We start from the raw sequence: 13,049 nt of genomic DNA on the forward strand, positions 1-13,049 counted from the left end.
ATATTAAAATCATAACCTACAAATCATGGAAAGAACTGTGTTTATGCGGGGGTATATCACTTCACATCGAATCGCTTACTATTGACATTTACTATGCTTTAGTACAGACACAGAGACAATGATGTCCTGCATGTATTTAGTATATCAAAATTTCAGCGCACATCCATGTTACAGATACTAAAAATAGAAGGAAAAACTGTTGATATTTGTTGTTAGTAACAAAGCGTGTTTGAAAATCATCCCCGCATACAGTGGTATAAATAAACAAGGAACTTTATGAATGCTGCTTGCAGAGTAAAGCAAACTGCAGCATGAAAGCATCATGGAATACCCGCGGATTGAGTCCTGTTCTTTCAGTGATCTTGTCCAATTGGTACTGCAGAGTATTCTTGTGGATAAAGAGTTCCTCGGAAGCAGTTTTTAAAGAAAGGCTGCAGTTGAAGTACGTTTTCAAGATATGCAGCTCCCTGGGGTTCAGCTGCTTTAGGACATGATCCGCATAAAGCCTCTGTATACTGCCTGGCAGGCTTTCCATGACAAACTCAATGGAAATGTCTTCTATATCACAGAATACGGCGTTCCGCTGCCGTGCATGTTCCCGGGCGATCTGGGCACTGTGATAGGACTGGTTCAGTTGATAGAGTGTACAAAACGGCCCCATGCCGGAATGAACACGTTCCTGAAACCTGCTGCTGAATTCAGACGGAGAAAAACGGCCGTAGGTTTCCCTGTCAAATATGACGACCCACTCATTGGGATAAAGATAAAGGGAGAGCCGGCATCCCAGAGCGGCAAAATAAAAACGCAGTGCAGGCTCCAGGGTGGTGTCCGGCATTTTTATAGAAAGCACGGCATATTCCCGGGCGGGATCGAGCGCGTATTTATCCAGAAGCAATTCCAGCTGCTTCTGATTCTGAATGTTGTCATAAATAAGCGATGTCACCAGATAATGCAGGGATCGGTTTTCAGAGAGCATTTCTTCATTCAGCTGCTGCTCCTTGAGAAAAACTTCTGTGATTTTAGTAATGAGGAAGCCGAACTGCCTGAGTTCATCCGGATTTCCGGTGATTCCGATTGCAGCGACTGGATGCCCTTCCAGAAAAATGGGGTAGTTAATTCCATTCTGTGTGCCTTTAAAACGATGTCCGCTGTCTACATATACGGGGGCGCCGGTTTTCACAGCTTCACTGCCGGCCTCATGGAAAGTACCGATTCGCTGAGGATTCGTACTGCCGATGATGATGCCGGAGGCATTGATCAAGTTGATGTCATTTTTGACCACCTCGTAGACTGCATTGACAATCTGTGAGGCGAGCTGCCTGGAAAGTTCCATAGAGAGTCCTCCTGTCTGGTTGATATGTATATTGTAATATACTTTTGGTATCAATGCCAGGAAATGTTTTCCTATGGCAGACAAAATGAGCAAATTAAAAAACCACCGCTGACCGGCTGTGCCAGCCAGTTGGCAGATGGTTTATATTTTATATGAGGTGATTTAGTTTACTTCCGTGTACGCATTATCACCAAGCCAAGCCTGAAGAGAGGAAATATCATATACGGGTGGATTAGCAGCCCCCCAATTTCCTATACTTATATTTTTAACATCTGGTGCTTTATATACTTTTCCATCCACATAGATCAAATTAGCATACCATGAGCCCCAACTAGTGGAAGAAGTATTGGCGAAGAGAATAACGGGAGGACTGTCCTGTTTGATGCTGCCTAAATAATAAGGGTGCCAATACAAATCCTTGTTTTCAAAAGGTGTTCCCTTTTTCTGAGAATCTGTTACCGATAAGAGCCCTCCGTTATTTACTGCATTTTCTATAAGTTTATTGCGGTCCAGAGAAGTTAGCTTAGGATCCTTTTTTTGTTCTGTAATAAAGTCGCTCGCCTGTTTTACAAAATTATTCATCCTCGTAAGGGTGGCAGTTCCCTCTACGTCTATGTAAATCCGGGGATCATGTTTGATATCATAAATCACATGAAGATTGTTTTCCGATAAATATCCGAAGGATAAGATCTCCGCATCATCGTCTTCAAACTGTATAGTAGTCTCAAATGATCCGCCTGCGTTCGCCTGTTTCAAGATTACAGGCCTGCTGTCGTTCAGGATCTGCGAGGTAAGGGTTCCTTCGGCAGCAAGATCAACGGCAGTCCTGGCAGCAGCCTGAAGTACTTCGCTGCACTCATTAATAGCAGCAGCATTTTTGGCTTTAGACACATATCTTAAGAGTGAAGGGACAAGGACGGCCGCTAATACTAAAATGATAACAATCACAACAATTAATTCGACTAATGTGAACCCACCGTTTTTCCGCTTCATAAAATACCTCCCCAGATATTCTCTTTTGTAAAATGTGTGTTCAGTATAGCATTTTCAACGGAAGATTTCAATGTGATTTAGCGTTACTATTTACGGGACCGTGTACCACGATGCACGACATCTGCGCCAATAAAGTGATGGGGCCGGGCATCTGGCTCCTAGCCACAGGCGGCTTTAAATGAGCCGGATGCCGTTATTATGTACGGCCCATAGGCCATGAATAGTAACGAGTTGGCAGTGTGATGCAAGAAATAATAATTTATCTATTGTGACAGGTTTTCTAATATACTATAATAAAACAATGAGTCTTTGCAGTAACAGTTCAGGCAGGCCTGAACTGTTACGCAGTGTGAAGTTAAATCATGAATCAGCAGAAGCAAGATAACAAAATACAAACTAAGATCCGGAAAAAAGTTGAAATCATTTTCCGGCAAAATGAAGACGAGGGTGATGGAATGAAGAAGATAGGGTTTATTGGAATAGGAATCATGGGGAAATCTATGGCGCGAAATCTGATGAAAGCGGGCTATGAACTGCATGTCTTTGCACGGGACAAAGCGAAGGCAGAAGATTTAATTGCAGAGGGGGCGCTTTTCCATGACACGATCAAGAGCTGTGTGGCGGGATGTGAGGCCGTTATTACAATTGTGGGATTCCCAAAGGATGTGGAAGAGGTATATTTTGACGCAGGCAATATTTTGGACAGTGCAGAAGCAGGAGCATATTTGATCGATATGACAACGACCAGCCCGCAGATCGCGGAGAAAATATATACAGAAGGTACAAAGAAAGGCTTCCATGTAATGGATGCCCCTGTAACCGGCGGTGATACCGGAGCAAAAGAGGGAACCCTCTCTATCCTTGCCGGCGGGGACCGGGCGGACTACGAAGCGTGTCTTCCGCTGTTTGAAGCTATGGGGACAAATATCAATTATCAGGGGAAGGCCGGTTGCGGACAGCACTGCAAGCTTGCAAATCAGATTATGATTGCCGGGGCGCTGTCGGGAGTCTGTGAGGCGCTTGCCTACGCCAGGGCAAAAGGGCTGAACCTGGAAATTGTTTTAAAATCAGTATCCACTGGTGCGGCAGGCAGCAGACAGCTGGATACATTCGGGCCGAAGATTCTGGCTGACGATTATGCGCCCGGATTTTTTATGAAGCATTTTATAAAGGACATGAAACTGGCTTTAATTGAGGCAAATATGAGTGAGCTGGATCTGGGGATGCTCAGCCAGGTGCTTGCTAACTGTGAAGAACTGGAAGCAGAAGGATATGGAGAGCTGGGAACACAGGCGCTGATGAAGTACTATGAATAGGCGGCAGGCCGCCTAAAAGGGGCGAGGGAAATGTACATTAGAAAAGGGTGCAGGCTATGAAATTGACGATATTAGGTACGGGGAATGCAACGGTGACAGACTGCTATAATACGTGCTTTGCTTTGACGGAGGAAAACAGGCATTTTCTGGTAGATGCAGGGGGCGGCAATCAGATCCTCCGGATTCTGAAGGAGACGAATATACCGTTGGAAGAAATTCACGATATATTTATTACGCATGAGCACATAGATCATCTGCTGGGGTTGTTCTGGCTGATAAGAATGATCGGGCAGAACATGAATCAGGGAAAATATGAGGGAAAGGTCAGGATTTACTGCCACAGCGGTCTGATCCCGACGATCACAACGATAGCGGAACTGACGATCATGAAAAAGGTGACGAAACACCTTGGAGGACGTATTCAGCTGATTCCGCTTGAAAGCGGGGATACGAAACAGATACTGGGCTGCGAAGTTACCTTTTTTGATATAGGATCAACAAAGGCCCGGCAGTTTGGATTTACTTTGAAAACAGCGGACGGGAAAAAGCTGTCCTGCTGCGGGGATGAACCATATAATCCGTGTGAAGAGGAGTATGTCAGAGACAGCGACTGGCTGATGCATGAAGCATTCTGCCTATACCGGGAAGCAGATAAATTTAAGCCATACGAAAAACATCATAGTACGGTAAAAGAGGCATGTCTGCTGGCAGAGCAGCTGAGAGTCCCAAATCTGATACTTTATCATACAGAAGAAACGCATTTGGAGGAACGGAAAGAACTATATACCGAAGAAGGAAGAAAATATTACAGCGGAAATCTGTATGTACCGGATGACCAGGAAGTCTTCCGGATCTAGCAGATTTTGTGCTGTAAAAGTGAAATAAACGGGCGTACTTGCTCAGAATATATATTTTGAGATGAAAAGAACAAAGAAAGCACAAATAATAGCTTCAAATCTCATGAAAATTAAAAAGTAATCAGGCAAATGCGCCACAGCTTATTGACAAAAACTGACAAACAGAGGTAAAATCAAACCAGTATCAGATACGCATGTCATGATGCATGATATGCGGTCTTTCCGAGAGTCATATTATTGATTCTATTCGGTGCAAAGGGAGGACGACTAACATTATCCAGGAGGAAAAATTTATGTTTAAAAAATTAAGACAGAAGGCTAAAAATAAGAAAGGGTTTACGCTGGTTGAACTGATTGTTGTAATTGTAATTATTCTGGTTCTTGCGGCGGTATTGGTCCCAAGTTTATTGAGATATGTAGATAAAGCCAATAAAGCTAATTGTAAAGCTGATGCAGCAACTATCTTATCTCAGTTGCAGGCAGACTATGCAGCCAGCCAGGCGAATGAGCAGACAGGTGTGTCTGCATTAGGTGATGATTATAAAGTAAATGGTGTTGAAGTTTTGAACAGAGCGGCAACTGTTGAAGCACCTGCTAACAAAGCTGTATATACTGTGACGGCAGTTGCTGATTCAAGCGCTGGTGCCCAGACTTATAACGAAATTACTCGGTTTGCATATAACAACGGTAAGTATACTGCAACTTGGAATATGAATGGTGGAACTGGAGTTACTGCAGGCTGGACAGTAACAAAGAACTAATTCTTGAATTTAGTTCCAGAGAGGAGGTTCATAATTACATATGCCCAAGCAAAATTATGAATCCCTCATCTACAAAAACAAGTTCCTAAGAGCATGTAAAACGGCTCTCATAGTCCTGCTGATCTCCGCAGTGGTTCTTGCACCGACCCTGTGGATATGGGACCAGTCAGTTCAGGAACGGCAGGCTCTGCGTGAAGCGAAGAATGTTGTTCTGAACATGAATCTCCTCAGCCTGGAGTATTATGGCTCCCCCACCTCCATAATGGACAGAATCCGTTCAAGCGGGATGGTGAAGTCTGCGGAGGAGGAGATCGTCAGTTATTCAGGAGCGGAGGGAGAGATCCATTTAGTTTCATGGAATACCAGAAAGAACTGCGTAGATACCATGAGTTATCGGAAGGGAAGATTTTTGGTGCAGTATCAGTATGATTCAACTGATGATACTGATACATGGGAAGTCTACTGGAAGATTCATCAATATGCTGATTAGATGAGGAGTGGGAATTTATTCGGTTGAAACCGGGTGAATTCCCCTTTTTATGAAAGGGAAAAAGTGGAAACGAAGTAGCAATTCAGGCAGGCCTGAACTGTTACGAAAAAACACTGTTTTCTTTTCATAAGAAGTAATTGATTTAAGCAATTCAATGTGCAATCACCGAGCGTGGTTTGAAACAAAATTCGGAGAATAAGTATGGGTTTAATTATATGTGAAGCGCTGTTGTGTATCCTTTTGTTTTTTGCCGGCGCCTGTGTGTTTTCTTTTTTAAACGTGATTGTCTATCGTGTCCCCAAGAAAATGTCCTTTATCCGGGGGCGTTCCGTCTGTCCGGCCTGCCACCATGAACTGGGGGCGGCGGATTTAATCCCCATTTTCAGCTATCTATTCCTGCGGGGGAAGTGCCGTTACTGCGGCGGGAAAATTGGAGCCAGGGATACGCTTGCCGAGGCAGCAGGCGGTGCGGCTGCACTGTTTTGCGCCATATACTATGGATATGACGGCGGGGATTATGCGAAAGCTGTGCTTGTCTTTGCATTCGCAGGGGTTCTGACCGTTGTGGCACTGATGGATCTAGACACCATGGAGATTGCGGACGGCTGCTCCATAGCCATTGTGGTTCTGGCTGCAGCGGGGCTGTTTTTTATGAAAGAGGTTACGATCGGGCAGAGGCTGATCGGAATGGTTTGCATCAGCGTGCCTATGCTGCTTCTTGCGATCGCAGTCCCTGGAGCATTTGGAGGCGGCGATATCAAGCTGATGGCAGCAGGCGGGCTGTTCCTTGGATGGCGGACGGTTCTGGCGTCCGCGATTATCGGTATCCTTTTGGGAGGCGGATATGGAATCTATCTGCTGGCGTCGGGAAAGAAGGGGCGCAAGGAACAGTTTGCATTCGGGCCGTTTCTGTGTGCGGGCATGATACTGGGCCTGCTCTTCGGGAACCAGATGATTGACTGGTATCTGGGGATTCTGATATAATAAAGTATTACCTAAAATTAGGGGATCAGGGAGGGACGTCTGATGGCACAATACAAGTATAAGGCTCAGACGATAGACGGAAAAAAGATATCGGGCGCCATGAATGCGGGAAGCGAGGCGGAGCTGCAGCTCAGGCTGCACGAGCAGGACGCTTTTCTGCTTTCAGCAAAGGAAGTGCGGTCCGGAAAGAACCGGAAGCAGTTTAAGGCAAAGGTGCTGGCGGATTTTTCCAGGCAGCTGTCCACGCTGGTCGGTGCGGGCGTTACTTTGGTGCGGGCGCTCAATATCATTGCAAACGGGGAGTCCATTAAGCCAAATGAACGGCAGGTGTATGAAGACATGATTCGCCAGATCCGGCAGGGAATATCCCTTTCGGAGGCGATGGAGTCACAGAACGGGGCATTTCCTCCCCTTATGATTTATATGTACCGCTCTGCGGAGAGCAGCGGCAATCTGGAACTGGTTTCCATGCAGATGGCTCTGATGTTCGAGAAAGAGCACCGTCTGAACGGAAAGATATCCAGCTCCCTTGTGTATCCTAAGATACTGGGTGTTATGATCATCGCGGTTATCATGGTGCTCACAAAGTTTGTTATGCCGCAGCTTCAGGAGCTGTTTGACACCATGGATACTCTGCCGCTGCCGACACGTATTCTAAATGGGATCAGCGATTTCATGCAGAGCTACTGGTATCTTGCCATAGCGGCGCTGTTGGGGCTGTGGGTCGGATGGAAGGCGCTGCTGAGGATTCCCGGTTTCCGAAGGAGATGGCACAGGGTGCGTCTGCATATGCCGGTATTCGGCAAGCTGCAGAAGGTGATCTGTACCGCGCGTTTTGCAAGGACATTAAGCTCCCTTTATTCGGCGGGAATTCCGATCGTACCCGCACTGCAGATTGCAAGAAATACGGTGGGCAACGATTACATAGATTTACAGTTTGACGAAGTGATTCCCTATGTCCGGGCCGGCAACAACCTGAGCGATGGCCTGGATATGGTGGACGGGTTTGTAAAGAAGCTGTCTGATACAATCCGGGTAGGGGAAGAAACCGGAAGTCTTGACTCCATGCTGCTGGCAACGGCGGATGCCATGGAATTTGACGCGGACATTGCGATCAATAAGATGGTGTCGTATGTTGAGCCAATCATGCTGATCATCATGGGGATTGTGGTGGCATTTGTTATGGTGGCTGTGTTCAGCGCACTGTACGGTTCTTACGACAGCATAGCAGGCATGGAATAGGAGGCAGAAGGATATGGTAGTTGTATATTTGTCAAACCGGTATATCCGCGTTGTGGACGGGGAGGTATCCGGGGGAAGCATACACGCAAAATCTCTTTATTATACAGTGGATACCAGAGGATGTATCCTGAACGGAACTATTACGGATGAGGACGGGTTCCGTGAAATGATCCGTAATCTTTGGGAGACCAATCATATACCCAGAAAAAATGTATATCTGGTGATCGACAGCAGCCAGTTTACTACGAAAGTGGTGGACGTGCCGGCTCTCAAGCCAAAACAGATGATGGAATATATCAGCCGTGAATTCACGGATGTGGAGCGAATCTCCAATCCGGTTTACGGCTATTTCCCGTTATCCAGGGGGGAGAGGAAGAAGGAAAAGCTTAAACGGGTCTTTGCATCCGTAGCGCCTAGAGAACTTGTACGCGGATATGTGGAATGCTTTGCCGGCCTGGATATTGCAATCAGCGGTGTGGAGAGCGCAGTGGGCGTGACCATGAGGCTGGCTGAAAAGCTTTCGCAGCTAAGTGACGCAACCTGCATCGTACAGTTTGCGGACGACATGTCGCTGATCAATCTTCTTCTGGTGAACGGTGAATATAAATATTCCAGCAGAAACAGGATGTTTTCCGAGTCCGGAACCCCGGAGTTTGCTGCGGAGACGGCGCGTACGGTCAGCACGCTTCTACAGTTTGCCAAGGCACAGGATCTGGCACAGAAGATTCCGCAGGTGTACATAGCCGGATTGTCGGAAGACGAACTGCAGATTTATCAGGACAGTATCTATCAGATTGATGCGGAGATGGAAGCGGATGCATTACAGCTGGAGCCGGTGGTGAAGCTTGGAAAAGCTGCCGGAGGCAGTCAGGAACTGACACATTTTGCTCTGACTGTGGGAGGGCTGTTGAAGACAGATCCCAGGACCTCCATTATGTCCCGGGTTGTGAAGGATCCGGAGAAAGAAGCCGGGAAGAGAAAGCGCAGAAAGATGCTGGTTCCGGTGTTTGTTCTGGCTGCGGTCATGTTCCTGCTTGCCGGGATTCTGGGCGGCCGGGCCATGTATTATAATGTGCAGCTGAAAGAATTGGAAGCGTACAACCAGAGAACGGATGTTGTGGCGGCATGTGAGGAGTATGACAGGCTGAATGAAGAACTGCAGGCGGCTTCCTCGCTGGGAAACAGCATGGTGAGCCTTAAGAGCAGCGTGCTGGCCTATCCGAGAGTGGACAGCGCAACCGAAGAGGTTGTAGCCTCCTGTGCATCAGGGCTGGTTACGGCGGAGATCAGCAGTTATGATGCGGAGAACGGCCTGCTGAGCTTTGACGCAAAGGCGGGGAATGTAGATCAGATCAACCGCTTTATCGGTCTGTTAAGCAAACAGGAGATATTTGCCGCGGTAGATTACACAGGATATTCCCAGGGAACAGATGACCAGTGGAGTGTAAAGGTGAACTGTATTATGGCGGCAAGACAGGAGGAAAGTGATGACACTGAAGCTGACAGAGAGGGATAAAAAGTTATTGGTGATACTGGCAGTGTTCGTCCTGATCGTCGGCGTTGGGGCCGGTGTGCTGATGCCGCTGCTGGATAAGGGGCAGGAGCTTCAGGAAAAAGCAGCAGATGCCAGAATCGAACAGCAGGAACGGGAACAGAAGGTCGTTTCCCTTCCGGTTCTCAGAGACAGGGAATCAACGGTGCTGAGTAATATCGAAGAGATGAGGAAAGACTTTTATCCTGTCATGAAAAGCATGGAGATTGATAAGATGCTCACAGAACTGGCCCTGTCGAAGGGGCTGATCGTGAAAGATCTGGACATTAAAATGCCTGCGTCGGGCGAATTCAGTACGATGAAGGATTATTCGGCATTTACCGATGCAGGTGAGCCGGAAACAGCTGATGCCGGGGTTACATACAATGGAATCTATACAGCCGTGGTATCTATGACACTGCAGGGAAGCAGGGGGGAGATCCAGTCGATGATGGATGACTGCGCGGCAAATGAGCCGGGAATAAGAATTACCGATTTTATGTGGCAGACATTAAAAGAGTCCGAGACCAGAACCCTTGGCATGACTCTGGAAATATATATGTGCAGGGATACCGAACAGTACATTATGGAACAACAGGCGGCGCAGGCAGCTGCCAATGCGGCGGATCAGGCGGCGCAGACAGACGCCGCGGATGAGACAGAGGGAGAATAGAGGCGGTTTTATGGAGACAGCAAGTATTAAGAACCTCAGAATCGGGGATATATTAAAAGAATACAAGTATGTGACGGATGAACAGATCCAGATGGCCATAAACTACCAGAAGGAGCACAAAGGAGTGCGTATCGGCGGCGCTCTCATAGAGCTTGGCTGCATTACGGAAGCACAGATGCTCCAGGCGCTGGGACAGCGCCTGGAGATGCAGGTTGTGGAGATTGCCAATCTGGATGTGGATCCCGAAGTGGTGGAGAAGATTCCCAGGCAGCTGGCGGAAAAGTATGAGATGCTTGCGGTAAACGAAAAGGACGGGCTGCTGAACCTTGTCCTCAATGATCCCATGAATTTCTATGGAATCGAAGATATCCGCCAGATCACGGGTATGCAGCTGAATATCAGCCTGAGTCCGCGTGCGGAGTTACTTCGGGCAATCCATTACTACTACTCGGAAGTCGGGGCCAAGAAGGCGGCCCGGGTCGCAAACGAAAGCATTCGGGAAGAGGAGCGGTTGGAGGAGCTGGAGATCAGCGAAGATGATGACGATGATACGCCGGTCATCAATCTGCTGAACCGTTTGATTAACCGGGCGTACAGCACCAATGCTTCTGATATCCATATTGAACCTTTTGAGGATAAAACTTTGGTTCGCATGAGGATCGACGGCGCTATCGTGGAATACGTTTCTCTGCAGAAAAGCCTGCATGCTTCTTTGGTCGCACGTATTAAGATTCTCGGCGGGATGGACATTGCGGAGCGGAGAATCCCCCAGGACGGACATTTTCGGATCAAGGTGGAGGGACTCTACATCAATATCCGTGTATCCGTGCTGCCCACGGTATTCGGGGAAAAGGCCGTACTGCGCCTGCTGGCAAGTAATTCCCCGATCGATTATCCGGATACGTTCGGCATGGAGGAGAGCGATTATCAGAAGATTCAGAGGATGCTCTGCTCGCCAAATGGTATTATTTATTTTACAGGCCCCACCGGTTCGGGGAAGACAACCACGCTGTACATGATCCTGCAGGACATCGCCAAAAAGGCGGTAAATATCTCAACGATTGAGGATCCGGTAGAAAAGAATCTTCCGAAGGTGACACAAACCCAGGTGAATAACCAGGCAGGGCTTACGTTCGAGTCCGGACTGCGGGCACTGCTCCGTCAGGACCCGGATGTCATCATGGTCGGGGAGACACGTGATGTGGAGACAGCAACGATTTCGGTGCGTGCGGCGATCACCGGGCATCTGGTATTTTCCACGCTGCATACCAATGATGCGTCCTCCTCGATCATCCGTCTTGAGGATATGGGGCTGCAGCCCTATATGATCGCAAACTCTCTGGTGGGGATTATCGCCCAGCGTCTGATGAGAAAGGTATGCCCTGACTGTGCGGAAGAATACGAGGCCTCAGAAGAAGAGCAGGATATGCTTGGTGTCAGCGGCCCCGTGCGTATGAAACGCGCCAAAGGCTGTCCCCTCTGTAACTATACAGGATACCGGGGGCGGACTGCCATCCATGAGATCCTGATGATCGATAAGAATATCCGGAAGCTGATCACGATGGGAGCAACATCGGAAGAGATCGAAGAGTATGCAGCGGAGAATCAGGATATGAGAACACTGAAGTTATGCGGCACACAATTAGTGCTGGAAGGAGTCACTACTATAGAGGAGCTCCGAAAGGTAGCCTATTATTCATAGTATCGTAACAGTTCAGGCAGCCTGAACTGTTACATTAAATCAAATAGTCCGCAGGCGGGACCGTGCGCGGCAATTGACAGGAGGCAGCAGTTATGCAGGATATAAACAGTATTATATTAATGGCAAGAGAGCTGGAGGTGTCGGATGTACATATGTCATCCGGTATGCCTCTGTTGTTTCGGATTCACGGCCGTCTGACACAGGCGCCGGTGCAGCCGACAAAGGAAGAGACGGATGCGATGCTGTATGGGTTGCTGAGCGGGAAACAGAAGGAAGCGCTGAGTGAAGGCTATGATATTGACTTTGCGCTGCAGACCTCCGATGGAAACAGGCAGAGGGTCAATGTATTCCGGCAGCAGGGGGAGGCGGCCGCCACAATACGGCTGCTGAACAGCCATATCCCCACGCTGGAGGAACTTCATATGCCGAAGAAGCTGTATGAACTGGCAGAGGAACCGAGAGGGCTGATTCTGGTAACGGGGCCTACCGGGAGCGGGAAATCTACAACGCTTGCGGCAATGATTGAACACATCAACCAGCTGAAACCGGTTCACATTATTACAATCGAGGATCCGGTGGAATATAAGTATGAAAGCAAGCAGGCCCTGATCCACCAGCGGGAGACCGGGAAGGATGTCATCAGCTTCGCATCGGCTCTCAGAAGTGCATTGCGTGAGGATCCGGATATCATTCTGGTGGGAGAGATGCGTGATTATGAGACCATATCTGCGGCAATGACAGCGGCTGAGACAGGGCATCTGGTTCTGTCAACGCTGCATACGACCGGAGCGGCACAGACCATCGACCGTGTGATCGACGCCTGCCCTAGCGGCAGTCAGAATCAGATTCGGACACAGCTTGCAGGTGTTCTGAAAAGTGTCGTGACCCAGTGCCTGATGCCCACGGCGGATGGCCGGGGGCGGATTGCGGCTACAGAGATGCTGCTGGGAACGGATGCGGTTTGTAATCTGATTCGTGAAAATAAAACACATCAAATGGGCAGTGTTATGCAGGCAGGGAATGCGAGCGGCATGCATACGCTGAACATGGATCTTGTCCGTCTGGTATCACAGGGGAGGATTACCAGGGAAACGGCGTCACAGTATACCAATGACAAAAGGGATCTGGAGCAGTATTGGTAAGCTAAACTGTTTGGGAGCGGTGGAA

12 protein-coding genes are annotated in these 13,049 nt (G+C 48.2%); 10 read left to right on the forward strand and 2 right to left on the reverse strand.

The genetic code is table 11. From position 1 onward, the window contains the following. Positions 1-274: 274 nt before the first annotated feature. Both BN1938_RS05455 and BN1938_RS05460 read right to left on the reverse strand, forming a co-directional pair. Complete coding sequence (locus BN1938_RS05455) at positions 275-1,333, reverse strand: CdaR family transcriptional regulator (protein ID WP_050639629.1); 1,059 nt, start codon at positions 1,331-1,333, stop codon at positions 275-277. 162 nt (positions 1,334-1,495) lie between these two features. Continuing rightward, a complete protein-coding gene (locus BN1938_RS05460; RefSeq protein WP_050639630.1) occupies positions 1,496-2,326 on the reverse strand; it encodes a prepilin-type N-terminal cleavage/methylation domain-containing protein in 831 nt (276 codons plus the stop codon). Between the two features lie 455 nt (positions 2,327-2,781). Between BN1938_RS05460 and BN1938_RS05465 the strand changes: the two genes are divergently transcribed. The 10 genes from BN1938_RS05465 (at position 2,782) to BN1938_RS05510 (ending at position 13,024) form a co-directional block, all read left to right on the forward strand. Then, positions 2,782-3,642, forward strand: a complete 861-nt coding sequence (locus BN1938_RS05465) for an NAD(P)-dependent oxidoreductase (RefSeq protein ID WP_050640013.1) — start codon at positions 2,782-2,784, stop codon at positions 3,640-3,642. A 56-nt stretch (positions 3,643-3,698) separates the two neighbouring features. Beyond that, a complete protein-coding gene (locus tag BN1938_RS05470) occupies positions 3,699-4,499 on the forward strand; it encodes an MBL fold metallo-hydrolase (RefSeq protein WP_050639631.1) in 801 nt (266 codons plus the stop codon). Between the two features lie 293 nt (positions 4,500-4,792). Then, positions 4,793-5,260: a prepilin-type N-terminal cleavage/methylation domain-containing protein gene (locus BN1938_RS05475; RefSeq protein WP_050639632.1), complete on the forward strand. Its 468-nt coding sequence runs from the start codon at positions 4,793-4,795 to the stop codon at positions 5,258-5,260. 40 nt (positions 5,261-5,300) lie between these two features. Further along, positions 5,301-5,750, forward strand: a complete 450-nt coding sequence (locus BN1938_RS05480; RefSeq protein ID WP_050639633.1) for a hypothetical protein — start codon at positions 5,301-5,303, stop codon at positions 5,748-5,750. A gap of 201 nt (positions 5,751-5,951) precedes the next feature. Continuing rightward, positions 5,952-6,734, forward strand: a complete 783-nt coding sequence (locus BN1938_RS05485) for a prepilin peptidase (RefSeq protein ID WP_050639634.1) — start codon at positions 5,952-5,954, stop codon at positions 6,732-6,734. A 42-nt stretch (positions 6,735-6,776) separates the two neighbouring features. Then, on the forward strand, positions 6,777-7,976 hold the full coding sequence (locus BN1938_RS05490) for a type II secretion system F family protein (RefSeq protein WP_050639635.1): 1,200 nt from the start codon (positions 6,777-6,779) through the stop codon (positions 7,974-7,976). A gap of 13 nt (positions 7,977-7,989) precedes the next feature. Beyond that, entirely contained in the window at positions 7,990-9,492 is a 1,503-nt protein-coding gene (locus tag BN1938_RS05495; RefSeq protein ID WP_050639636.1) for a hypothetical protein, read from the forward strand. Beyond that, complete coding sequence (locus BN1938_RS05500) at positions 9,464-10,180, forward strand: hypothetical protein (RefSeq protein WP_050639637.1); 717 nt, start codon at positions 9,464-9,466, stop codon at positions 10,178-10,180. Before BN1938_RS05495 ends, BN1938_RS05500 begins: the two co-directional genes overlap by 29 nt. Before the next feature lie 10 nt (positions 10,181-10,190). After that, a complete protein-coding gene (locus BN1938_RS05505; protein ID WP_154253307.1) occupies positions 10,191-11,882 on the forward strand; it encodes a GspE/PulE family protein in 1,692 nt (563 codons plus the stop codon). 92 nt (positions 11,883-11,974) lie between these two features. Continuing rightward, positions 11,975-13,024, forward strand: coding sequence for a type IV pilus twitching motility protein PilT (locus tag BN1938_RS05510; protein WP_050639638.1), 1,050 nt, complete (start codon positions 11,975-11,977; stop codon positions 13,022-13,024). Positions 13,025-13,049: the final 25 nt, after the last annotated feature.

Source organism: Eubacterium sp. SB2 (genome assembly GCF_001244405.1).
GTDB classification, from domain to species: domain Bacteria; phylum Bacillota; class Clostridia; order Lachnospirales; family Lachnospiraceae; genus Faecalicatena; species Faecalicatena contortus_B.